A 22,906-nucleotide genomic window follows, 5' to 3' on the forward strand; every position below is an offset into this window, starting at 1 on the left:
CATGATGGAGAACACCCTGAGCCCGACCCCCACCACCGCGCCCCTCGTGCGCCGCGTCGCCCGCCTCGCTGCGCTGCTGCTGCTCGCCGCGCCGGCCTTCGCGCAGCAGCCCACGCCGGCCACCGCTGCGGCGCCGATCCGCTGCGAGGGCGACAGCTGCCGCAATGATGACGGGCTGTTGCTGCGCATCGGCGACGATGCCGACCCGGCGCCGCTGCCACTGCCGGCCCACGCCGATCCGCGCGCGGCCGGCACGGTGCCGGCAGGCCCGTCCACCACGCCGGACGTGGCCGCGCCCGGCGGCCAGTTCATGGCCGAGCTGCCCAACGGCGGTGTGGTCTGGGCGACCGAAGACCCGACCATGGTCCCGCCCAGCCTGAGCGTGCAGGCTGCGGCCACCGTGCCATTCGAGAATGGCCGGGTGATCCGCCCGCTGCGCTTCCACAGCTACAACAACTACGCCTCCTTCATCCAGAAGCTGGAGGTGACCCTGTACCGCGGCACCGACACCGACCTGGTCACCCCGCTGGCGCGCATCGACCTGCCGGTGGACTACGTGGGCGATGCCGAGTGGAATGGCGAGCTGCCGGCGCAGATCAAGCTGCGCACCGGCGACGACCTGATCTACGTGGCCCGTGCCTACGGTGCCGGTGGCGCGTTCGATGAAACCCGCCTCCAGCGCATCCAGCTGGTGACCCCGGCCGACTTCGACCGCGGCCTGCAGGTGACCCGCGAGAACGTGCAGAAGACCCTGGGCCAGGCCCTGGATGGCGACAGCGCGCAGGACCTGCAGGTCAGCAACAGCATCTACGGCCAGAGCACGCTGCGCCTGCAGAACATCCCCATCCATGGCTCGCGCGTGCGCCTGTACGGCCGCAACCTGGAGCCCAACAGCCGCGTGCGCATCAACGGCCAGGACTTCCCGGTCGACCTGGAGCAGAAGTTCGCCGCCGAGTTCCTGGAGCCGGTCGGCCAGCACCGCTACGACGTCCGCGTGGAATCGCGCGACGCCCCCGCGGCGCAACGCCAGCTGGACGTGGATGTCACCGGCCGCTATCTGTTCCTGGTGGGCATCGCCGACGTGACCCTGTCCAGGAACACGGCCAGCGGCAACGTGCAGCCGCTGGCGGCCGACGACCGCGATACCGATGGCTTCCTCAGCGAAGGGCGGTTGGCGTTCTATCTGAAGGGCAAGATGCGCGGCAAGTACCTGGTGACCGCGCAGGCCGACACCCAGGACCGCGAGCTGAAGTACCTGTTCCGCGACTTCTCCGACGCCGACGCGCAGGATGTGTTCCGCCGCCTCGACCCGGACCTGTACTACCCGGTGTACGGCGACGACTCCACCACCTATCGCGACGTGGACACGCAGGGCCGCCTCTACCTGCGCGTGGACTGGGACCAGAGCCAGGCGCTGTGGGGCAACTACGCCACCGGCATCACCGGCACCGAGTATGGCCAGTACGTGCGCTCGCTGTACGGCGGCGCGTTGAACTGGCGCTCGCTGGCCGCCACGCCGCTGGGTGATGCACGCTCGCAGTTGAAGCTGTTCGGCTCCGAGGCGCAGTCCGCGCCGGGCCACAGCGAATTCCTCGGTACCGGCGGCAGCCTCTACTACCTGCGCCACACCGACGTGCTGCCCGGCTCGGAGCAGGTGGTGCTGGAAGTGCGCGACCGCACCACCGGCCGCACCGAAACCCGCGCCACCCTGCAGGAAGGCGTGGACTACGAGATCGACAACCTGCAGGGTCGCCTGATCCTGACCCGGCCGCTGGCCCAGCTCACCCGCGAGAACGTCCGCAGCATCACCCGCGACATGCCGCTCGATGGCTACGACCAGTTGCTGCTGGTGGACTACGAGTACGTGCCGCTGGGCTTCAGCAGCGACGACGTCACCTATGGTGCGCGTGGCCGGCAGTGGATCGGCGACCACGTCGCCATCGGCGGCACCTGGATCGACGAAAACCGCAGCGGCGAGAACTACAGCCTCAAGGGCGCCGACCTCACCCTGCAGGCCGGGCGCGGTACCTACCTGAAGGTCGAGCAGACCCGTACCGACGCCACGGCTGCTCCAGTGTTCTATTCGGACAACGGCGGCCTGAGCTTCATCCGCCGCAACCCGTACGAAGGCCGGCGCTCCGGCACCGCCAGCGCCGTGGAAGCGCGGGCCAACCTGCGCGAGCTGGGCTGGACCCGCCGCGACTGGAGCCTGGGTGCCTGGTGGCGCGATGTGGACGCCGGCTTCTCGGTGGCCCGCCAGGACACCGGCCAACCCATCCAGGAATACGGCGCGGAGTTCCTCGGCTACCTCACCGACGATCTCAGCCTGTATGGCCGGCACACCCGCACCGAGCAGGGCGACCTGGCGCTGGAGCAGAGCCAGCTCACCGCCGAGTGGCGGCTGGGCAACGACGGCCAGCTCACCGGCGAACTGCGTCGCGTGCGCGAAGAACAGGCACTGCAGGACGTGTCCGCGCTGCTGGCGGCGGTTGGCTATCGGCAGCGCTTCGGGTCCTCGTGGGAGTTGTACGGCACCGGCCAGGTCACGCTGGACGATGATGGCGGCGCGTACGAGAAGAACGACCTGCTCACCCTGGGCGCGCGCTATCTGTTCGGCGACCGCAGCAGCGTCGGCGCCGAGCTCAGTGGTGGTAGCCGCGGCCACGGGGCCAAGGTGGATGCCGAGTACCGCATGGCCCCGGACCACAGCCTGTACGGCAGTTACAGCTACAGCACCGACCGCACCGGCACCGATCCGCTGTTCGACACCGGCCTGCAGAGTGGCTGGACGCTGGGCCAGCGCTGGCGCCTGAGCAACCAGGTCAACGTCTACAACGAAAGCCAGTACCTCAAGGATCGCCGCCAGGACAGCGCCGGGCTGGTGCACACCTTCGGCATGGATTTCTATCCCGCGCAGGGCTGGAACCTGGGCTTCACGGTCATGGACGGCGAGCTGGATTCCAGCGCCGGCCGCATCGACCGCCGCGCCTACAGCGTCAGCGGCGGCCGTACCGATGCGGTGGCGCAGTGGAGCAGCAAGCTGGAGTACCGCCGCGACAGCGGGGCCGAACAGCGCGAGCAGTGGGTGACCACCAACCGGCTGCTGTACAAGCTCAACGAAGACTGGCGCTTCGCGCTGCGCGCCAACTACGCCGACACCGACGATCGCATCAATCCGCTGGCCGACGCCAAGCTGGTGGAGACCAACGTCGGCTTTGCCTGGCGACCGCACGACAGCACCGGTTGGGCGGGCTTCGGCAAGTTCACCTATCTCTACGACGTGGCCTCGCTGGGCCAGGAAGGCGGCAACCTGTACGACCAGCGCTCGCAGGTGCTGTCGCTGGAAGGCATCCGCCAGCTCGGCGCGCGCTGGGAACTGGCCGGCAAGCTGGCCTCCCGCTGGGGCGACTACCGCACCGGCCGCGGTGAAGGGGCCTGGCTGGACAGCCGCGCCGATTTCGCCGCGTTGCAGGTGCGTTATCGCCTGTTCGAGAAGTGGGAAGGGCTGGCCGAACACCGCTGGCTGAAGGTGCGCGACGGTGGCGTGCGCAAGGGCTGGCTGGTGGGGCTGGACCGGCGGGTAGGGGAGAACTTCAAGGTCGGGGTGGGGTACAACTTCACCGAGTTCAGCGATGACATGACCGAGCTGCGGTATGACCAGAAGGGGTTCTTCTTGAATATGGCGGGGTATTACTAGGCTTCGGCGGTCGGCTTCGGTGGGGGGGGGGTAGAGCCGAGCCATGCTCGGCTGGGCCACCGACCAAGCTGGCGTTGTCTGGCTGGCACGCATTCGTTTTCGTCATTGTCTGGCGTGCCACGCATCTGTCTTCGTCGTTGTCTGGCCTGCCACGCATCTATCTTCGTCATTGTCTGGCCTGCCACGCATGGCGTGGCACTACTGGAGATGGCGGCTTCGGCGGTCGGCTTCGGCGGGTGGGCTGTTGGTAGAGCCGAGCCATGCTCGGCTGGGCCACCGACCAAGCTGGCGTTGTCTGGCTGGCACGCATTCGTTTTCGTCATTGTCTGGCGTGCCACTACCGGAGATGGCGGCTTCGGCGGTCGGCTTCGGCGGGTGGGCTGATGTCGACGCAGGCCATGCCGGCCACGGCCAACCCTGACCGCGCGGCCACGTCCGTAGATCCAGGCCACGCCTGAATAGGCCACCGACCAACCCCGACCGGCCCAGCACCCGTAGATCCAGGCCACGCCTGGATGGGCCACCGACCAACCCCGACCCGCCCAGCGACGTCCGTAGATCCAGGCCACGCCTGGATAGGCCGCCGACCAACCCCGACCGGCCCAGCACCCGTAGATCCAGGCCACGCCTGGATGGGCCACCGACCAACCCCGACCCGCCCAGCGACGTCCGTAGATCCAGGCCACGCCTGGATAGGCCGCCGACCAACCCCGACCCCGCCCGCCCACGACCCTGCATCACAGCCCGCAGGCCCCACGATGCAGGGGGCTGAATGCCGGACAACCTTACCGGCCTGAATAGGCCCTGCCAGACACCGCGTTCAGCAGAAATCCACAGCCCGCCCCCGTGCATTCAATTCCAAGCTATTGAAATTAAACAACTATCTGCAGCCCTCCCGACCCCCTCGCCACTGTCATCATTTCGCGGTACGTTAGTCGGGTGATCGGTGCCAGCGTCCCATCAACAGAACGCTGGAACTTCTTTCCCCTTTAGCAGTCCAATTCCCGGACTGCTAAGATGAGTGCTATGAGCCAGAACACCTCTACTGCCCTTGTGGCAAACAATCTCCCGATCCCCAGTGCGCTCGGTTCGCTGGACGCCTACATCGGTGCCGTGCACCAGATCCCGGTGCTGTCGGTCGATGACGAGCAGGATCTGGCCCGTCGCTTCCGCGACGAGCTGGATCTGGACGCCGCGCGCGAACTGGTCCATTCCCACCTGCGCTTCGTGGTGCACGTGGCCCGTGGCTACAACGGCTACGGCCTTGCGCTGGGCGACCTCATCCAGGAAGGCAACATCGGCCTGATGAAGGCGGTGAAGCGCTTCGACCCGGACATGGGCGTGCGCCTGGTGTCCTTCGCGGTGCATTGGATCCGTGCGGAAATGCACGAGTTCATCCTGAAGAACTGGCGCATCGTCAAGGTCGCCACCACCAAGGCGCAGCGCAAGCTGTTCTTCAATCTGCGCAAGTCCAAGACCCGCCTGGGCTGGATGAACGCGGCCGAAGTCAGCGCCGTGGCCAAGGACCTCAACGTGTCCGAGCGCGAAGTGCTCGAAATGGAATCGCGCCTGTCCGGTCGTGATATTGGTTTCGACGCGCCCAGCGACGAAGACAATGAAAACGCCCCGCCGTCGCCGGCCGCCTACCTGGTGGCCGACGCGGAAGACCCGTCCATGGCCTATGAGCGTGCCGACAGCGAAGACAACAAGCTGCAGCTGCTGCGCGAAGGCATGGCCGAGCTGGATGCGCGTTCGCGCGACATCATCCGCCGTCGCTGGTTGGACGCGGACAGCAAGGTGACCCTGCAGGAGCTGGCCGACGAGTACGGCGTGTCGGCCGAACGCATCCGCCAGGTCGAAGCGAACGCGCTGAAGAAGATGAAGGCGCTGTTTACTGCGTAATACGCGGTGGCAATGGTGTGAACAGAAGGCCCGGGACTGCCGGGCCTTTTCTGTCCCGGTGGCGCTGTCTCATCGCTCATCTCTCCGACACGGCAATGCCAGGCGGTTCGTCTTTCGGTGCGGCGTGACATGGGGAATCGAGGCTGGAGGCTGCGTTCATCCACGCATGGCGTGGATCTACGGTTGGCGGGCGATGGCCTGCGAACGAGGAAGGGCCCCGCAATGCCGGACCCTTCTTCTTTGTTCGGTGTGGCGTGACATGGGGAATCGAGGCCGGAGGCTGCGTTCATCCACGCATGGCGTGGATCTACGATTCCCGCGCGATCGCCCGCCAGCCGATGTCGCTGCGGTGGAATTCGTTGGCCCAGCGGACCGCCGCCACGCCGGCATACGCGTTGGCCTGCGCATCGCCCACGCTGTCGCCCAGCGCCGCCACGCACAGCACCCGGCCGCCGGCGCTCAGCACCTGGCCCTGCGCGTCCAGCACCGTGCCCGCATGGAATACCTTGGCGCTCGCCGGCACCGCATCCAGCCCGTGGATCACATCGCCGGTGATCGGCGTTTCCGGGTAGGGCGATGCGGCCATGACCACGCCCAGCGACGGACGCGGATCCCACTGCGCGTCCACCTCGTGCAGGCGCGCATCGATGGCCGCGTCGAGCAGGTCCACCAGATCCGACTGCAGACGCAGCATCACCGGCTGGGTTTCCGGGTCGCCGAAGCGCACGTTGAATTCGATCACCTTCGGCGCGCCGCTGGCGTCGATCATCAGGCCCGCATACAGGAAGCCGGTAAACGGAATGCCGTCGGCGATCATGCCCTGCACGGTCGGGTTGACCACCTCGCGCATCACCCGCGCATGCACTTCTTCGGTCACCACCGGGGCCGGCGAGTACGCGCCCATGCCGCCGGTGTTCGGGCCGGTGTCGCCGTCGCCCACGCGCTTGTGGTCCTGCGAGGTGGCCATCGGCAGCGCGGTGGTGCCGTCCACCATCGAGATGAAGCTGGCTTCCTCGCCGTCCAGGAACTCCTCGATCACCACGCGCGCGCCGGCATCGCCGAACGCATTGCCGGAGAGCATGTCACGCACCGCGTCCTCGGCCTCGGCCAGGGTCATCGCCACGATCACGCCCTTGCCGGCGGCCAGGCCGTCGGCCTTGACCACGATCGGCGCGCCCTTTTCGCGGACATAAGCCAGCGCCGGCGCCACCTCGGTGTGCACCGCGTAGAAGGCGGTGGGGATGTTGTGGCGGGCCAGGAAGTCCTTGGCGTAGGCCTTGCTGCCCTCCAGCTGCGCGGCGGCGGCGGTGGGCCCGAAGATGCGGTGGCCGGCCGCGCGGAAACGATCGACCACGCCCGCCACCAGCGGCACTTCCGGGCCGACCACGGTCAGCGCGATGCCTTCGTCGGCGACCAGCGCCAGCAGGCCGTCCAGGTCGGTGACCTTGACCGGCACGTTGCGGCATTTGGCCTCGGTGGCGGTGCCGGCGTTGCCGGGCGCCACCAGGACCTCGCTCACGTTCGCGGATTGGGCGAGCTTCCAGGCCAGGGCGTGTTCACGGCCGCCGGCGCCAATGACCAGGATCTTCAATGCAGTTCTCGCGGAGGGGAGCAGGACCGCGATTTTACGCCGTGCAGGACGCGCCTGCACCGCGCCAGGGCATTACTGGCAGCCTTCGCGCTGCAGGGCGTCGGGGAAGGCGTAGGTCCAGGTCTTTGGGTCCAGCGTGAAGCGATGTTCGCGCCGCACCTGCCTGCCACCGCACTCGATGCCGGTCTCCTCGATCACCAGCGGCCAGGTCCGTGCGCTGCGGTCGCTGTCGTCCATGCGCAGGGCGAAATCGAGGTTGAACGTCCGGGTCCGGCAGTCGTCGGCCTGCTCGGCGTCATCGCAGTCGTAGGCGGCGGTGTTGTCGATGTGGCTGCGCACGCTGCCGGTGTCCACCAGCCCGTTCGGGCCGGGCAGGATCAACGCCTGCGATTGCAGCGCGTAACCCTGGCCATACCAGCCACTCTCGTTGCGGAAGCCGTAGAAATCGCTGCCGGCACGGATGATCTCCACCGTGCCCGGGCGGCCGCTGCTGCCATAGGTGCCGCCGGTGAGGTCGGCCGCCACGTCGAAGCCGTCCGCGGCCGGGCGCAGCACGTAGAAGTCGATCGTGCCGGGGTCGGCATGGCCGCCCTCGACCAGCTCGCCACACACGGCCAGCAGCTGCTGCCAGCTGTCACCACTCACCACCGGCTGCTCGGCGCACACCGTCCAGTCGGTGGCGCGCGCCTGGCCGTCCTGCGTCCACGTGCCGCGCCAGCCCTCGGAAAGCCGCGCGTCCTTGCCGTAGCGTTGGGCCAGGAACGCCTGCAGGCGGGCAGTGCGGCTGACGTGCGGGGCGGCGGTGGCCGGAGCGGCCGCCGCTGCGCTGGGAGCGGTCGGCTGCGCCGGGGCAGGTGCAGCGGCCGGCTTGCAGCCGGCCAGCACTGCGCTGGCGCCGATCGCCAGCGCCAGCAGGGACTTCAATGGCATGGCAGACATCCGTGTCGCTCCTTGATTCAGTGGCGGAAGTGGCGCACGCCGGTGAACACCATGGCCAGGCCATGCTCGTCGGCGGCCGCGATCACTTCGCTGTCGCGCATCGAGCCACCCGGCTGGATCACCGCCTTGATGCCGGCCGCCGCGGCGGCATCGATGCCATCGCGGAACGGGAAGAATGCATCGGAGGCCATCACCGAGCCTTCCACCACCAGGTTCGCATCGGCGGCCTTGATGCCGGCGATGCGCGCCGAGTACACCCGGCTCATCTGGCCGGCACCGACACCGATGGTGCGGTTGTCCTTGGCGTAGACGATCGCGTTGGACTTGACGAACTTGGCCACGTTCCAGGCGAACAGCAGGTCGGCGAACTGCTTCTCGGTCGGCGCCAGCGTGCTGACCACCTTCAGTTCGTCACGGCGCATGCCGCGGTTGTCCGAGGACTGCACCAGCAGGCCCGAGCCGATCCGCTTGGTGTCGTAGTTGTTGCGGCCGTCGCCATGCGGGATGCGCAGCACGCGCACGTTGGCCTTCTTCTGCGCGTATGCCAGCGCGGCCGGCTCGAAGTCCGGGGCGATCAGCACTTCCACGAACTGGCGGTCCAGGATCACCTGCGCGGTGGCCGCATCGAGGGGCGTGTTGAAGGCGATGATGCCGCCGAACGCACTGGTCGGGTCGGTGGCGTAGGCCAGTTCGTAGGCATCGCCGTTGCCGGCACCCACGGCCACGCCGCACGGGTTGGCGTGCTTGACGATCACGCAGGCCGGCGCGTCGAACTGGCGCACGCATTCCCACGCCGCATCGGCGTCGGCCAGGTTGTTGTAGCTCAGTTCCTTGCCCTGCAGCTGCTGGAACGTGGCCAGCGTGCCCGGCACCGGGTACAGGTCGCGGTAGAACGCGCCGCTCTGGTGCGGGTTCTCGCCGTAGCGCAGGTCCATCACCTTCACGAAGCTGGAATTCATCTGCGCCGGGAATTCGGCACGCACCGGCACGGCGGTGTCGGTGGTGGTGACGGCAGACAGATAGTTGCTGATCGCCGCGTCGTACTGCGCCACGCGGTTGAACGCGGCCACCGAGAAAGCGAAGCGCCTGGCTGCCGAGAGCTGGCCATCGTTGGCCTCCAGCTCGGCCAGCAGGTCGGCGTACTGCGACGGGTCGGTGGCCACCGCCACGCGCGCGAAGTTCTTCGCGGCCGAACGCAGCATCGCCGGGCCACCGATGTCGATGTTCTCCACGGCGTCTTCCAGCGTGCAGTCGGCCTTGGCCGTCACCGACTCGAACGGATACAGGTTCAGCACCAGCAGGTCGATCGCGCCGATGCCGTGTTCGGCCATCACCGCTTCATCCAGCCCGGCACGCCCGAGCAGGCCGCCATGCACCAGCGGGTGCAGGGTCTTGACCCGGCCGTCCATCATTTCCGGGAAGCCGGTGACATCGGCCACGTCCTTGACTGCCAGGCCGGCCTCGCGGATCGCCTTGGCGGTGCCGCCGGTGGACAGCAGCTCCACGTTGCGCGCCGCCAGGGCGCGGGCCAGGTCGATCAGACCGGTTTTGTCGGAGACGGACAGGAGGGCCCGGCGAACGGGCAACAGATCAGCAGTCATGGGGACAGGGCAATCGGCAGCGGAGCGGGGCCGATATTGTAGGCGGTGGGGGCCGGCGAGGGGCGCCGCCGGCCGATATTGGCCCCGGCTGGCCGCATCCGGCACTGTAACCGGCCCCCGCAAGGCTGTGGCACTGGGGTAGGCTGCGCGCTCTGCCAGGGATTTGCAGGTCAAGATCGTGTCGACAGCAACATGGAAAGTGCCGCTGCTTGCAGGCGTCGCGGCGTGGGCCAGCCTGATGGGCGCCGCGCAGGCGCAGGATGCCGCCCGCGTGGCCGATGCGCCCGTAGAGGTGGAGGTGGTGGACGTGGCAACCGCAGCGGCGTCGGCGCGGGACGCGACGGACGCCGACGCAGCGGTCGATGCCGACGGGGCGGCCCCCGAGGACCTGGAGCAGCAGGCCAACGCGGCCTACGAGGCGCAGGACTGGGCCGGGGCCCGGCGGCTGATCGACCAGGCCATCGCCGTGGACCCGCGGCAGGCCCGCCTGTACCGCCTGAAGGCGTACATCGCCGCGGCGACCGAGGACAATGCCGGGGTACTGGCCGCCGCCGCCCAGGCGCTGCAGGTCGACCCGACCGATGCCGAAAGCCTGCAGCTGCAGGGCACCGCCAAGGCCAAGGGCGGGGACACCGCGGGCGCGCTGGCCGACTACGCGGCAGCGCTCCAGGCCGGTGGCCACGCCAGCAGCCTGTTCCGCAATTACCTGTTCCTGCTCAACCAGCAGCACGACAACGCGCGCATGCTGGAGGTGTTCGCCGCCTACGAGCAGGCCTACCGCGACGACCCCGAGGGCACCGGCCAGCAGGCCGACATCCAGTTCCACGCCGCGCAGGCGTATCACCACCTGGGCCAGCCACGGCGCGCGCTGGAACTGCTGGACCAGGCCATCGCGCAGTCGCCGCAGGTGGCCGGCTACTACGGCAACCGCGCACTGGCCCAGCACGCGCTGGGCCGTTCCAGCCAGTCGCTGGCCGACGATGGCCAGGCCATGCGGCTGGCGCCGAGCGAACCGCTGTATCCCTACAACCGGGGCGTGACCCGGTTGGACATGGGGGATGCGGCCGGGGCGCTGCAGGACTTCAAGGCGGCCCTGGCGCTGGGCAAGGACGATGCCGATACCTGGCTCAACATCGGCGTGGTCGAGGAGCGGCTGGGCCGCACGCGCGAGGCGCTGGCCGCCTACGACCGTGCGCTGGCAAAGGACCCGGGCAACCCGAGGGTGCTGACCAACCGGCTGTCGCTGCAGGGCAAGGGCGGCAAGGGCGACAGCGCAGCCGTGGCGGCGCAGGCCGGTACGCTGCCGGCAGAGAACCAGGCGCAGCTGCTGTTCAACCAGGGCCAGGCGCAAAGCCGGGCAGGGCAATGGCAGGCCGCGGCGGACCTGTTCGCGCAGGCGGTACGGCGGGATCCCGGCCTGGATACCGCCTGGCTCAACCTGGGCGTGGCGCAGGCCCGGCTGGGGCAGCACCAGCGTGCGCTGGACACGTTCAACGATTACCTCCAGCGTGCCCCGCTCAAGACCATCGGCCTGCTCAACCGCGCCAACGTCCTGCACGAACTGGGCGATGATGCCGCGGCCGAGAAGGACCTGTTGCGGGCGGTGCAACTGGAGCCGGGCAACCTGGACATCCAGCAGCGCCTGGCCTTCCACTACAGCCGCACCGGGCAGACCGACACGGCGCGGCGCTACTACGCCCAGTTGGTGACGCTGCCCGGCAACCTGTCGCCGGATGCCTTCATCAACTACGCGGCCATGCTGCTGCAGCTGGGCGACAGCCGCGAGGCGGCGGTGGTGGCCGGCAACGGCGTGGCGCGCTTCCCCGACAACTACGGCCTGCGCCTCAACCAGGCCAATGCGCTGGGCGACAGCGGCCAGCATGCGTTGGCGGTGGATGCCTACCGCGCGGCGATGCGGCTGCAGCCCAAGCGCCTGGACGCGCACTTCAACCTGGGCAACCTGTACCTGCAGCAGCTCAAGCAGCCGCGCAAGGCCGTGCAGGAATACCGCACCGCGCTGACACTGCCGTCGGCGCCGGACCTGGACGCCGCCGGGCAGCGCGAGCAGCGCATGAGCATCCATCTCAACCTGGCCAGCGCGCTCACCGACAGTGGCGATGCTGCCGGCGCACGCGCCGCGCTGCAGGCCGCGATCGAGGAGTCGCCGGAGGACTACCGCCCATGGTTCAACCGCGCCGCGATGGCCTTGTCGTCTGGCGACCCGGCGGCGGCCACGCCCGACTTCGAGGCGGCATGGGTGCGCCTGGACGCCCTGCAACGCGCACAGCCTGCGCGGGCGCAGCCGGACCCGGAGCTGCTGGAACACGCCGGCTACCTGCTGTTCCACCTGGGCCGCACCGGCGAGGCGGCCAGCCGCATGCAGCAGCTGCTGCAGGCGCAGCCGGACAACATCGAGGCCCAGCGCAACTATGGGTTCATGCTGCTGGACCTGGGGCGGCCGCAGGACGCCAGGCAGTTGTTCGAGCAGGCCTTTACCCGCGAGCCGGACGAGGTGGACGGCTGGCTGGGCGTGTTGGCCTGCGCGATGCTGGACAGCGATCCGGCGCAGTTGGCCCGGTTGAAGCGCCAGTTCGAGCAGCGCTTCGCCAGGCGTTACGTGCTTTCCGCCGGGCTGCCGGAGCAGTTGATGCGCAGCGAGGGCTACTGGTACTCCGACCGCTTCCTGCAGCTTTGGCGGCAGTTGCTGGTGGCGGGGTGAGTCGATACCGACGTACAGCATTCCCCTGCCCCTGTGCGGGCAGGTAGATTAGCCACGGTCAGGAGGACGGTACGGCATGTCGATCTATGCATTGAAGGGGCGCTTCCAGGACCTGCTGCGCCCGGGCGTACGCGGCCTGCATCGCGCGGGCGTCACCGCCAACACCGTCACCGTGGCCGCCGCGCTGGCCTCGTTGCTGGTGGCCGCGGCCGTGTGGTGGTGGGCGCCGGCGCAGCCGCTGCTGTACCTCGCACTGCCGCTGTGGATGCTGTTGCGCATGGCGCTCAACGCCGTGGATGGCATGCTCGCGCGCGAATTCGGCCAGCAGTCGCGGCTGGGGGCATATCTCAATGAACTGTGCGACGTCCTCGCCGATGCCGCGCTGTATCTCAGCCTGCTCAGCGTGCCGGGGGTGAATCCGGCCGCCTTGTGGACCCTGACGTGGATGGCCGCGGTTTGCGAGTACGCTGGCGTCCTGGGGCTGATGGTGGGGGCCAGCCGGCGCTACGACGGGCCGATGGGAAAGAGCGACCGGGCGTTCGTGATCGGCCTGCTGGGCGTGCTGCTGGCGCCGGGCTGGATCGACGGCGCCGTCGTGGGCGGGATCGCGTGGGCGGCGGCGGCACTGTGCGTGCTCACCGGCTGGCGACGCGTTAAACACGGATTGGCGGAGACCGGCTGACCTGGCCGGATCCCGCTCGCTGCACAACGGAGTGACGCATGCGCGCACAGCACCACCTGCAGTTCCACAGTTTCGATGGCCAGCCATTGTTCTACCGGCATTGGGCGGGCAGCGGATCGACTGCACCCCGCCGCGCGGTGGTGCTGCTCCATCGCGGCCATGAACACTCCGGCCGGGTAGCCCACCTGGTCGACGAACTGGACCTGCCCGACACCGAGGTGTTCGCCTGGGATGCACGCGGCAATGGCCAATCGCCGGGCGAGCGCGGCGACGCGCCGGGCTTCGAGGCGCTGGTGCGCGACCTGGACAGCTTCATCGCGCACATCGGCCAGCAGCATGGCATCGCCGTGCAGGACATCGCGATCATCGCCCAGAGCGTGGGCGCGGTGGTTGCCGCGACCTGGGTGCACGACTATGCGCCCGCGCTGCGCGCGCTGGTGCTGGCCTCGCCGGCGTTCAAGGTCAAGCTGTATGTACCGCTGGCGGTGCCGGGCCTGAAGCTGATGCAGATGCTGCGCGGCAACTTCTTCGTCAACAGCTACGTCAAGCCGCAATGGCTCACCCACGACCCGGAGCGGGTGGGAAGCTACCGCACCGATCCGCTGATCACCCGGCCGATCTCGGTGCGCGTGCTGCTCGGCCTGTACGAGGCCGCCGAACGGGTGGTGGGCGATGCGCAGGCGATCACCGTGCCGACCCAGCTGCTGGTGTCCGGCTCGGACTTCGTGGTCCACCGCGCGCCGCAGGACCGTTTCTACGAGCGGCTGTCCTCGCCGGTCAAGGAACGCCACCTGCTGCCCGGTTTCTTCCACGACACCCTGGGCGAGCGTGATCGCGCGCCGGCGATCGCGGCGATCCGTCGCTTCCTCGGGGAGCGCTTCGCCCAGCCGCTGGTCCGCCCCAGCCTGCGCGATGCGCACCGTCACGGCGCCACCTTCGACGAAGCGGAGATCCTGTCCTGGCCCCCCGAGCGCAACAGCGCCAAGGATGCGTACTGGCGCTTCACCCGGGCCGGTCTGCGCTTCGGCGGCACGCTGTCCGAGGGCATCGCGCTGGGCCTGGAAAGCGGGTTCGATTCGGGCAGCACGCTGGACTACATCTACCGCGACGAGGCCCGCGGACGCGGGCCGCTGGGCCGCATGATCGACCGCAACTACCTGGACGCGATCGGCTGGCGCGGCATCCGCATCCGCCGCACGCATGTGCGCGAGCTGCTGCAACTGGCGGCCCTGCACCTGCACGGCGAAGGGCGCCCGGTGCGGGTGCTGGACGTGGCCGCCGGGCATGGCCGCTACGTGCTGGACGCGCTGGCGCACGGCGAACAGCGCGCCGAATCCATCACCCTGCGCGATTTCAGCGCGCGCAACGTCAGCGACGGGCGCAAGCTGATCAGCGCCTTCGGCGCCGACGATATCGCCACCTTCGAGCAGGGCGACGCGTTCGACGCGGCCTCGCTGGCGGCGCTGCCGATCGCACCCACCTTGTCCACGGTCTCGGGCCTGTACGAACTGTTTGCCGACAACGATGCGGTGCTGCGCTCGCTGCAGGGCATCGCCGCGGCGATGCGCGAAGGCGGCTACCTCGTCTATACCGGCCAGCCATGGCACCCGCAGCTGGAGTTCATCGCGCGCGCCCTCACCAGCCACCGCGAAGGCGCGGCCTGGGTGATGCGCCGCCGTACCCAGCAGGAGATGGACGAGCTGGTGCGCCTGGCCGGCTTCGAGAAAGTCACCCAGCGCATCGACCGCTTCGGCATCTTCACCGTGTCGCTGGCACGGCGGGTGATGCAATGACCGAGGGCACGCGGCCATGGCGGCGTGCACTGCTCTGGCTGGCCGTGCTGGGGCCGTTCTTCTTCCTCAGCTACGGCCTGGCCAACGCCTGGGCCGGGCGCCTGCCGTACGTGCCCTCGATCGTGTTCGACTGGGAGGCGAAGATCCCGTTCCAGGCCTGGACCATCGTGCCGTACTGGTCCATCGACCTGTTCTACGTGGCCTCGTTCTTCATCTGCAGCCACCGCGCCGAGCTGGACATGCATGCGCGGCGCCTGTTCACCGCGCAGCTGCTGTCGGTGGCGTGCTTCCTGCTGTGGCCGCTGCGCTTCAGCCTGGAACGGCCGGAAACCGCCGGTGTGTTTGGCTGGCTGTTCGATGTGCTGCTGGGTTTCGACAAGCCGTTCAACCAGGCGCCTTCGCTGCACATCGTGCTGCTGGTGGTGCTGTGGGTGCGTTACCAGCAGCACCTACGTGGCTGGTGGCGCGCGGCGCTGCACGTGTGGTTCGCGTTGATCGGGCTGTCGGTGCTGACCACCTGGCAGCATCACTTCGTCGATGTCCCCACCGGCGTGGCGGTGGGCTGGCTGTGTGTCTGGGTGTGGCCGGCGCACGGCCGCTCCCCGCTGGCGCACTGGCAGTGGGCGCAGGACGGCGCGCGCTGGCGGCTGGCCGCGGTGTACGGCCTGGGCAGCGCGCTGTGCGCCTCGCTGGCGCTGACCTTCAGCGGCTGGGTGCTGTGGCTGGGCTGGCCGGCGCTGTCGCTGGCGATGGTGGCACTGGGCTACGCCGCGCTGGGCACGGCAGTGTTCCAGAAGCAGGAGGATGGGCGGCTGAGCGTGGCCGCATGCTGGTTGCTGGCGCCCTACCTGCTGGCGGCGTGGTGGAACTCGCGCTGGTGGACCCGGCACGCGCCGCAGCCGCAGCTGGTGATCGATGGGGTATGGCTGGGGCGGATGCCGGAGGCGGGCGCGACCCTGGCGATGCCGACCGTGGTGGATGTCAGCGCCGAGCTGCCGTTCCGCGCCAAGGTGCGCCATTACCGCAGCGTGCCGATGCTGGACCTGGCCACGCCCACCGCGCAGGAACTGCGCCGCGCCGCCGAGGCGATCGCGCATGGGCACCGGCGTGGCGAGGTGCTGGTGTGCTGCGCACTGGGGTATTCGCGCAGCGCCGCCGCGCTGGCCACCTGGCTGTGCCAGAGCGGGCACGCCGACAGCGCCGATGCCGCGATCAAACTGCTCCGCCTGGACTGCCCCTGGATCGTGCTGCACGAGCGCCATCGCGATGCGATCGCGCAGGCCGTGCAGCTGCCGCGTGCCACCGGGTTGCCGGGGGTGCGCGCGTGAGCATGGCCATGCAGGTGCATGCGATGGCCGCGCTGCTGCGCCAGGCGCGGGTGCCGGCGGTGATCTCCACCTTGCTGGCCGCTGCCGCGCTGGCGCTGCTGGTGGTGCTGCCGCCGGGTGCATCCGCGGTGGCCGGTGCCGCGCTGCTGAGCCTGCTGGCAGGCGTGGGCCAGGCCTGTTTCGCCGTACGCATCGGCTTTGACCGTGCGCTGCTGGACGGGTTGCTGCAGGCGCACCCGGATGCGGCACCGGATCCGATCGACGCCGCGCTGCATGCCCTTGGCCTGCGCCAGGCGGCAGCGTCCCCGCGTGACTGGCCGCTGCGTTGGCAGGGCATGTGCCGCCTGCTGCGCGGGCAGGCGGTGTGCGTGCTGCTGCAGGCGGCCACGTTGTTGGCCGCACTCTGGCTGCGGATGGCCGCATGAACCGCATGATGGATACAGGCAAGGAGAACGCGCGACATGCTGGCTGACCTGGTGGCACGCGGTTGCAGCGGTGCGATCCGCGCGCTGACCGGCGCGCGCGCGTTGTGGCAGGGCTGTGCGCCCTCCAGCGACCATCGCGTGTATTACGGCAACCACGCCAGCCACGGCGACTTCGTGCTGATCTGGTCGGCCTTGCCGATCACCCTGCGCCGCCAGGTGCGGCCGGTGGCCGCGGCCGACTACTGGCAGCGCGATGGCCTGCGCCGCTACCTGATCCACGCCGTGTTCAACGGCGTGCTGATCGAACGCGATGCGACCAGGCGCGAGCACGATCCGATCGCCTGCCTGTGCCAGGCGGTGGACGAAGGCAATTCGTTGATCCTGTTCCCGGAAGGCACGCGCAACACCGGGGAGGGCGTGCTGCCGTTCAAGAGCGGCATCTACCACCTGGCCCGGCAACGCCCGGAGCTGGAGTTCGTGCCGGTGTGGATCGACAACCTCAAGCGGGTGATGCCCAAGGGCCGCTGGCTGCCGCTGCCACTTCTGTGCACCACCACGTTCGGCGAGCCGCTACGGCTGAAGGCGGACGAAGACAAGGACCGTTTCCTGGAGCGCGCGCGGGTCTCGCTGATGGCGCTGGATCCGCAGCCGCGCAGGCAGCGCGCATGATGCCGCTGCTGTTGTCCAGCCTGGCCAGCGACGTGGCGCAGCTGTCCACGCATGCGCAGACCCGGCTGTTGTTCGCCGGCATCGCCGCCGTGCTGGTGCTGGCCACGGTCATCGCCGAAACCCTGCGCTGGCGCGCCCGGCATGCGCCCAGCACGGTGCTGGCCAACCTGGTCTCGCGGATCCGCGCGTGGTGGGTGATGGCGGCGGTGGTGGCGCTGGCGTTCTTTTTCGGGCGCACCGGGGTGGTGCTGCTGTTCGCGGTGGTGTCGCTGTTCGCACTGCGCGAGTTCATCACGCTCACGCCCACCCGTGCCGGCGACTACTACGCCCTGCTGGCGGCGTTCTACGTGGTACTGCCGTGGCAGTACTGGCTGGTGTGGACCGACTGGTACGGCCTGTACACCTTGCTGATTCCGGTCTACGCGTTCCTGTTCCTGCCGATCCTGGCCACCATCGGCGGCGACACCACCGACTACCTGGAGCGCACGTCCAAGGTGCAGTGGGGGCTGATGATCTGCGTGTTCTGCATCTCGCACGTGCCCGCATTGCTCAACCTGCGACTTGCCGGGGTGGAGCCGGCGCGCAACCTGTTGCTGTTCGCCTTCCTGGTGATCGTGGTGCAGTCCTCGGACGTGCTGCAGTACATCTGGGGCAAGCTGATCGGCAAGCGCCTGATCGCACCGAAGCTGTCGCCGTCCAAGACGGTGGAAGGCTTCATCGGCGGCGTGCTGTCGGCCAGCGCGCTGGGCGCGGCGCTGTGGTGGCTGACCCCGTTCACACCGTGGCAGGCGTTCGGGATGTCGCTGGTGGTCAACCTGATGGGGTTCTGGGGCGGCCTGGTGATGTCGGCGATCAAGCGCGACCGCGGCATCAAGGACTGGGGCCACATGATCGAGGGCCATGGTGGCATGCTCGACCGGCTGGATTCGGTGTGTTTCGCCGCGCCGGTGTTCTTCCACCTGGTGCGGTATTTCTGGAGCGCGTAGGCATCGACCGCGGGCCGATGCACGGCATCAGGTGGCGATGCCGTATTCCTTCAGTTTCTTGCGCAGCGTGGCGCGGTGGATGCCCAGCATCGCCGCGGCGCGGCTCTGGTTGCCTTCGCAATGGTTGAGCACTTCCACGAACAACGGGATTTCCATTTCGCGCAGGACGATCTCGTACACGTCGTCGGCGTCGCAACCATCCAGGTCCCGCAGGTAGCGCCGGACCGATTGGGCCACGTGTTCGCGCAGCGGTGGCTTCGGCGCGCCACGACTATTGTCAGGACGAGAAAGGACAGCGTTCAAGGAGGTTCCCGGTGCAGATGCCGGGGCGGACAGCAGCCCCGGGCGGAGAATTGTAGGGGGCCAGTCTAGCGCGTGCGCGGGCGGGCTGCCACGCTGGCGGTGCCAACCGGTTACAGGAACTCGAAGGTGAATGCGACGGTGGACGACGCTGGCTCGCGCACGCGGAAGGCGATCTGCGCGCTCTGTCCCGGTTCCAATACGCTGTTGGCGTCCAGCGAACGGTCCAGGTAATCGTGCGGGGCGAACACGCCGGTGCCGATCACGCGGCCATCGGCATCGGACAACGACAAGCGCAGCGACGGCCACGCCTGGGCCCAGCGCGCATCGTTGCGGAAGCTGGCCTGCACCTGCAGTGCGCCGGCCTGGCCGGGCACCGGCCGCACGTCGCGGCTGATCATGCTGAACGCCGCTGGCTCCTGCCAGGCCGGCAACGTGCAGCCAAGCACGCCGCAGACCGCGGCGATCCACGGTCGGCTGCCGGCGTCGGCGGCCAGCCGTGCGCGGTCGGCCACGGCGATCTGGATGACCAGCAACACCACCAACCCCGCCAGCACGCCCCACTGCCAGCGGGGCGTGTGCAGGCGTGCCACCGGCAGGCGCATGAAGCTGGGCGCACTGCCGCCACGTGCCGGTGCGGGGGCGTCGCCCGTCGCGGTGGCCGCCACCGTCGCCTCGTCGGCCAGCGTTCGGAGGGGAGCTGCATCGCTGTGCGCCGCCCACGCGTCGAGCGCGGCGGCGGTGGCCGCCTCGGGCACGTCATCGGGGAACGCGCGCGCGTCGTCGACGACGTCACGCTCGTCTGCCGGCGGATCGAACACGGCCACGGTCTGCGCCCAGTCCTTGCCCACGGTGATCGGCGCCACGGCGAGCGGATCGGCCACGGCGGGCGCGTCGGTGTCGGGCGACGACGGCGACGCGGGCTCCACGGGGGGATCCACGGCGGGCGTGTCGGCCTGGCTGGCACGCAGGAACGTGGCCAGCGGGCGGCGTGGCGGCGGGGTGGGCTCGGTCATCGGGTCGGGGCCGGGCAGCAGGGTCGCGCCCATTCAATCACGTTCAAGCCGACTTACGCGCGGCGCACGCCGGTGATGCGCATCCAGTCATCGTCCTGCGCGGTCTCGAGCTGTTCGAACCACGGCGCATAGCGCACCAGCAGTTCCTGCTCCTGCCCATGCAGGATGCCTGACAGCGCGATCCGGCCACCGGCGGCGACGCGTGCCGCCAGCACTTCGGCCAGCGCGTCCAGCGCCGACGCCAGGATGTTGGCCACCACCACCGGGTAGGTGGCCGCCGGTTCGTCGGCCGGCAGGTACACCTGCAGGCGGTCCTGCAGGCCGTTGCGTTCGGCGTTGTCACCGGTGGCGATCACCGCCTGCGGATCGTTGTCCACGCCCACCGCCGACGCGGCGCCGAGCTTGAGCGCGGCCAGCGCCAGGATGCCCGAGCCGCAACCGAAGTCGAGCACGGTCTGGTCCTGCAACGCGCCTTCGCCCGCCAGGCCATCCAGCCAACGCAGGCACAGCGCGGTCGTGGGGTGGGTGCCCGACCCGAACGCCAGGCCCGGGTCGAGCCGGATCACGGCGGCATCGTCGGCCTGGGCGGCCTCGGGCAGGTCGTGGTTCCACGGCACGATCCAGGTGCGCTCGCCGAAGGCCATCGGCTGGAACTGGTCCAGCCACGCGCGTTCCCAGTCTTCATCCTGCACCGCGCGGAAACTCGCATCGGACCAGTCCAGGCCGGGGTCGAAGGCTTCCAGCGCGGCCAGCAGCGCGAGCGCGTTGGTCTCGGCCGGGAACAGGGCGCTCAGTACCAGGTCGTTCCACAGCGGGGTCTCGCCCACGCCCGGTTCCAGGATCGCGCGCTCGTTGCTGGTATCGGCATCGGCGTCGAGCAGGGTCACCGCCAGCGCGCCGACATCATCCAGCGCATTCTCGTAGCGGGGCTGGGTGGATTCGCTGCAGCGGAGGGTGAGTTCCAGGAACGGCATGGGCGGGGCTACCTGCGGAAAACGGTGAATGCTAGACCATTGTGGGCCCCGTGGCCCATCCACGGTCTCCGGGGTGGGCGAGACGCGCACCGGCGGCCGATTCAGACAGCGTTCGGGCCGCTTGCTAGACTTGGCATTCCGTTGCCTCGCCGGCAGCTTCCGGTCCTGCGCATGGCGCTCGTGCCCACCCTCAAAACCTGGATGCTGGTCGTACCGGCCCTGGCGTTGCTGGGGGTGGTGGGTTATCGCGCCGGTGGCCACGTGCGGCATGCCGATCCGGCACCGGCCGCGGTGGACGCGGCGCCCGTGGTCGCGCTGGCCAGTGCCCCGGCGCAGGCCCAGCAGTTGGCGCGCCAACTGTTGACCGCCGAGCGTGGCAACGCGATCCCGTCGGGGCTGCCGCTGGACATCCGCGCCGATATCGAAGGCGATACCGATCTGTTCGCCTACGCCCAGCGCTTGCAGCTGCAGGCAGCCAACGGCAATGCCGAAGCGGCGTGGATGGTCAGCCGGGTGTACGACTATTGCGCGACCTATGCGATGGACCCCGGGGGCTACCAACTGGACAACGCGCTGTTGAGCGGGATGGGCATGACCGCCTCGCCCATCATGGTGCAGGCGCGCGAGCGCGTTGCGCGACGCTGCGATGGCTTCGTCTCCAGCGACGGCCTGGGCCGCCAGCTGATCCTCACCCAGCGCCTGCAGGCGGCCAAGGCGGGCAACCTCGCCGCCGAGGCCTCGCTGTTTGCCGAAGGCCAGCCGCTGCAGAACACGCCGGCTTACCGGCGCGGGCTGGTGGAGCGGGTGATGGACTCGCGCGACCCCGAAGCCTACATGGCGCTCTCCACCGGCATGGGCCAGCGCGCCAGCGGCGACCGCGCCCTGGACGGGCTGGTGGCCGGCGACCAGTTCAGTGAGCTGGCCTGGCGGCTGGCCGCCTGCGAACTGGGCATGGCGTGTGGGGCGGACAGTGTGTTGATGAACAATTTCTGCGCGAACGGAGGGATCTGTTCGCAGGACGGTGGGCAGGACTTTGCCACTTTCGTGTATGACGCTGCGGTATCGCGGCAAGGTGCGGGGAAAATGAAGACGTTGGTTGAAAAGCTGATCAAGCAGAGGAACGGGCGATGAACTACCGTCGATTCCTGCATGGCGCCAAGTTCTGGTTCTGGGTGGCGCTGTTCGTGGCGTACTCGGCCGGGGCGGTGGGCCTGGTGATGATCGATACCTATGAGGACCGCTATCGCAGCCTGTCCAAGGTGCAGCTGACCTCGGTCAAGGCACCGGAAGACGTGCGCCGCGCCGGCGCCAGCCAGGTGGCCGCGGTGTACCGCGCGCAGAGCGGCATGCCGTTCGCCTCGCTGCCGGCCGGCAGCACCTTCCAGGTGGTCTGGCCCGATGGGTCCACCGAGACCATGGTGATCGTCGACCCGACGTCCTCGCTGGGCGTTGCGCCGGTCAAGAACAGCCAGGTCACCGCGGCCGACGTCGCGCGTTGATGCCGCACGCCGAGGCGGGCGTGGTGGCCACCACGCGCCCGCTGCGGCTGGTGCTGCTGCCTGGCCTGGACGCGACCGGCAGCCAGCACGCCGCGTTCCGCGCCGCGATGCGGCGGCTGGGCGTGGAGGTCACGGTGATTGCCTACCCGGTCGACCGCACGCTGGATTACGCCGCGCTGGCCCACTTGGTGCGCCAGGCGCTGCCCACCGATGGCGACTACGTGCTGCTGGGCGAATCGTTCTCGGGGCCGCTGGCGCTCACGATCGCCGCTGCACCGCCACCAGGCCTGCGCGGCCTGATCCTCTCCACCACGTTCGCGCGCTCGCCCTGGCTGGCGTGGCGACGGCTGCAGTCGCTGCTGTACTGGGCCCCGGTGCGCGCATTGCCGATGCCCGCGCTGTCGTGGATGTTGCTTGGCCGCTGGAGCACGCCCGCGTTGCGCGATGCGCTGCGGGCCGCGTTGGCCAGCGTCGCTGCCGATGTGTTGCGCGGCCGTGCGATGGCCGCGCTCGGCGTCGATGTGGCGGCGCGCGCAGCCGCGGTGACGGTGCCGACACTTTGCCTGCATGCGGTGCAGGATCGCCTGTTGCCCACGCGTTGCCAGCGCCACCTGTCGGCCTTGCTGCCGGCGCAGGCCAGCCAATGGCTGGATGGCCCGCACCTGCTGCTGCAGGCGCGACCGGGCCCGGCCGCCGCGGTGATGGCCGCCTTCGCGCAGGACGCGTGCCAGCGCGCGTGACCGGCGTGTTGTGATCGCGTCCACGCGGCCTTCGCTTATGGCTCT

Annotated in this window: 18 protein-coding genes; 12 read left to right on the forward strand and 6 right to left on the reverse strand. The window is 69.3% G+C overall.

Annotated elements, in window-relative coordinates:
• Position 1 precedes the first annotated feature (1 nt).
• A complete protein-coding gene (locus AC1DGC_RS16985) occupies positions 2–3,697 on the forward strand; it encodes a hypothetical protein (RefSeq protein WP_478048399.1) in 3,696 nt (1,231 codons plus the stop codon).
• Positions 3,698–4,723: 1,026 nt separating this feature from the next.
• The gene (rpoH, locus tag AC1DGC_RS16990; protein WP_259210048.1) at positions 4,724–5,599 is read left to right on the forward strand and encodes an RNA polymerase sigma factor RpoH; all 876 of its coding nucleotides are present in this window, start codon (positions 4,724–4,726) and stop codon (positions 5,597–5,599) included.
• Between the two features lie 307 nt (positions 5,600–5,906).
• On the opposite strand, the gene purD is transcribed toward rpoH, so the two are convergent.
• The 3 genes from purD to purH form a co-directional block, all read right to left on the reverse strand.
• A complete protein-coding gene (gene purD, locus AC1DGC_RS16995; RefSeq protein WP_394164033.1) occupies positions 5,907–7,190 on the reverse strand; it encodes a phosphoribosylamine--glycine ligase in 1,284 nt (427 codons plus the stop codon).
• Between the two features lie 72 nt (positions 7,191–7,262).
• Entirely contained in the window at positions 7,263–8,129 is an 867-nt protein-coding gene (locus tag AC1DGC_RS17000) for a hypothetical protein (RefSeq protein ID WP_478048400.1), read from the reverse strand.
• 17 nt (positions 8,130–8,146) lie between these two features.
• Complete coding sequence (gene purH, locus AC1DGC_RS17005) at positions 8,147–9,730, reverse strand: bifunctional phosphoribosylaminoimidazolecarboxamide formyltransferase/IMP cyclohydrolase (RefSeq protein ID WP_449336343.1); 1,584 nt, start codon at positions 9,728–9,730, stop codon at positions 8,147–8,149.
• 199 nt (positions 9,731–9,929) lie between these two features.
• Here purH and AC1DGC_RS17010 point away from each other — a divergent pair, with 199 nt between their 5' ends.
• The 7 genes from AC1DGC_RS17010 to AC1DGC_RS17040 all read left to right on the forward strand — a co-directional run bounded on the left by AC1DGC_RS17010 (position 9,930) and on the right by AC1DGC_RS17040 (position 18,332).
• Entirely contained in the window at positions 9,930–12,449 is a 2,520-nt protein-coding gene (locus AC1DGC_RS17010; protein ID WP_478048401.1) for a tetratricopeptide repeat protein, read from the forward strand.
• A 76-nt stretch (positions 12,450–12,525) separates the two neighbouring features.
• Positions 12,526–13,131: a CDP-alcohol phosphatidyltransferase family protein gene (locus AC1DGC_RS17015; RefSeq protein ID WP_478048402.1), complete on the forward strand. Its 606-nt coding sequence runs from the start codon at positions 12,526–12,528 to the stop codon at positions 13,129–13,131.
• 38 nt (positions 13,132–13,169) lie between these two features.
• The gene (locus AC1DGC_RS17020) at positions 13,170–14,924 is read left to right on the forward strand and encodes a bifunctional alpha/beta hydrolase/class I SAM-dependent methyltransferase (protein ID WP_478048403.1); all 1,755 of its coding nucleotides are present in this window, start codon (positions 13,170–13,172) and stop codon (positions 14,922–14,924) included.
• Positions 14,921–16,252 (forward strand): phosphatase PAP2/dual specificity phosphatase family protein, encoded by a 1,332-nt coding sequence (locus AC1DGC_RS17025; protein ID WP_394164037.1) that lies wholly within the window; start codon positions 14,921–14,923, stop codon positions 16,250–16,252. The genes AC1DGC_RS17020 and AC1DGC_RS17025 overlap by 4 nt, the downstream gene beginning before the upstream one ends.
• The gene (locus AC1DGC_RS17030; protein WP_478048404.1) at positions 16,249–16,677 is read left to right on the forward strand and encodes a hypothetical protein; all 429 of its coding nucleotides are present in this window, start codon (positions 16,249–16,251) and stop codon (positions 16,675–16,677) included. The genes AC1DGC_RS17025 and AC1DGC_RS17030 overlap by 4 nt, the downstream gene beginning before the upstream one ends.
• Positions 16,678–16,713: 36 nt before the next feature.
• Positions 16,714–17,346, forward strand: a complete 633-nt coding sequence (locus AC1DGC_RS17035; RefSeq protein ID WP_478048405.1) for a lysophospholipid acyltransferase family protein — start codon at positions 16,714–16,716, stop codon at positions 17,344–17,346.
• Entirely contained in the window at positions 17,346–18,332 is a 987-nt protein-coding gene (locus AC1DGC_RS17040; RefSeq protein WP_394164039.1) for a phosphatidate cytidylyltransferase, read from the forward strand. The genes AC1DGC_RS17035 and AC1DGC_RS17040 overlap by 1 nt, the downstream gene beginning before the upstream one ends.
• Before the next feature lie 27 nt (positions 18,333–18,359).
• Here the strand turns inward: AC1DGC_RS17040 and fis are convergent, their stop codons facing one another.
• The 3 genes from fis to prmA form a co-directional block, all read right to left on the reverse strand.
• The gene (fis, locus tag AC1DGC_RS17045) at positions 18,360–18,635 is read right to left on the reverse strand and encodes a DNA-binding transcriptional regulator Fis (RefSeq protein WP_038685853.1); all 276 of its coding nucleotides are present in this window, start codon (positions 18,633–18,635) and stop codon (positions 18,360–18,362) included.
• A 110-nt stretch (positions 18,636–18,745) separates the two neighbouring features.
• Positions 18,746–19,648 (reverse strand): DUF3426 domain-containing protein, encoded by a 903-nt coding sequence (locus AC1DGC_RS17050; protein ID WP_394164074.1) that lies wholly within the window; start codon positions 19,646–19,648, stop codon positions 18,746–18,748.
• Positions 19,649–19,701: 53 nt separating this feature from the next.
• Positions 19,702–20,622: a 50S ribosomal protein L11 methyltransferase gene (prmA, locus tag AC1DGC_RS17055; protein ID WP_394164040.1), complete on the reverse strand. Its 921-nt coding sequence runs from the start codon at positions 20,620–20,622 to the stop codon at positions 19,702–19,704.
• 171 nt (positions 20,623–20,793) lie between these two features.
• On the opposite strand from prmA, the gene AC1DGC_RS17060 reads away from it, so the two are divergent.
• Genes AC1DGC_RS17060 through AC1DGC_RS17070 form a run of 3 tightly spaced genes read left to right on the forward strand, consistent with a single transcriptional unit; the run spans position 20,794 to position 22,861 of the window.
• Positions 20,794–21,753 (forward strand): hypothetical protein, encoded by a 960-nt coding sequence (locus tag AC1DGC_RS17060; RefSeq protein ID WP_259210062.1) that lies wholly within the window; start codon positions 20,794–20,796, stop codon positions 21,751–21,753.
• Positions 21,750–22,121, forward strand: a complete 372-nt coding sequence (locus AC1DGC_RS17065; RefSeq protein ID WP_259210064.1) for a hypothetical protein — start codon at positions 21,750–21,752, stop codon at positions 22,119–22,121. Before AC1DGC_RS17060 ends, AC1DGC_RS17065 begins: the two co-directional genes overlap by 4 nt.
• Positions 22,121–22,861 carry an alpha/beta fold hydrolase gene (locus AC1DGC_RS17070; protein ID WP_259210067.1) on the forward strand — a complete coding sequence of 247 codons (741 nt, stop codon included), beginning with the start codon at positions 22,121–22,123 and terminating at the stop codon, positions 22,859–22,861. Before AC1DGC_RS17065 ends, AC1DGC_RS17070 begins: the two co-directional genes overlap by 1 nt.
• Positions 22,862–22,906: the final 45 nt, after the last annotated feature.

This window comes from Stenotrophomonas sp. 05N37 (assembly GCF_056397365.1).

What these genes read in the sequence shown, in the direction of transcription:
- AC1DGC_RS17020 (WP_478048403.1), top strand. Translation starts at nt 13,170, where the DNA reads ATGCGCGCACAGCACCACCTGCAGTTCCACAGTTTCGATGGCCAGCCA.
- AC1DGC_RS17065 (WP_259210064.1), top strand. Translation starts at nt 21,750, where the DNA reads ATGAACTACCGTCGATTCCTGCATGGCGCCAAGTTCTGGTTCTGGGTG.
- AC1DGC_RS17040 (WP_394164039.1), top strand. Translation starts at nt 17,346, where the DNA reads ATGCCGCTGCTGTTGTCCAGCCTGGCCAGCGACGTGGCGCAGCTGTCC.
- rpoH (WP_259210048.1), top strand. Translation starts at nt 4,724, where the DNA reads ATGAGCCAGAACACCTCTACTGCCCTTGTGGCAAACAATCTCCCGATC.
- AC1DGC_RS17050 (WP_394164074.1), bottom strand. Translation starts at nt 19,648, where the DNA reads ATGACCGAGCCCACCCCGCCGCCACGCCGCCCGCTGGCCACGTTCCTG.
- AC1DGC_RS17035 (WP_478048405.1), top strand. Translation starts at nt 16,714, where the DNA reads ATGCTGGCTGACCTGGTGGCACGCGGTTGCAGCGGTGCGATCCGCGCG.
- AC1DGC_RS17000 (WP_478048400.1), bottom strand. Translation starts at nt 8,129, where the DNA reads ATGTCTGCCATGCCATTGAAGTCCCTGCTGGCGCTGGCGATCGGCGCC.
- AC1DGC_RS17025 (WP_394164037.1), top strand. Translation starts at nt 14,921, where the DNA reads ATGACCGAGGGCACGCGGCCATGGCGGCGTGCACTGCTCTGGCTGGCC.
- AC1DGC_RS17060 (WP_259210062.1), top strand. Translation starts at nt 20,794, where the DNA reads ATGGCGCTCGTGCCCACCCTCAAAACCTGGATGCTGGTCGTACCGGCC.
- AC1DGC_RS17070 (WP_259210067.1), top strand. Translation starts at nt 22,121, where the DNA reads ATGCCGCACGCCGAGGCGGGCGTGGTGGCCACCACGCGCCCGCTGCGG.
- purH (WP_449336343.1), bottom strand. Translation starts at nt 9,730, where the DNA reads ATGACTGCTGATCTGTTGCCCGTTCGCCGGGCCCTCCTGTCCGTCTCC.
- prmA (WP_394164040.1), bottom strand. Translation starts at nt 20,622, where the DNA reads ATGCCGTTCCTGGAACTCACCCTCCGCTGCAGCGAATCCACCCAGCCC.
- AC1DGC_RS17015 (WP_478048402.1), top strand. Translation starts at nt 12,526, where the DNA reads ATGTCGATCTATGCATTGAAGGGGCGCTTCCAGGACCTGCTGCGCCCG.
- AC1DGC_RS16985 (WP_478048399.1), top strand. Translation starts at nt 2, where the DNA reads ATGATGGAGAACACCCTGAGCCCGACCCCCACCACCGCGCCCCTCGTG.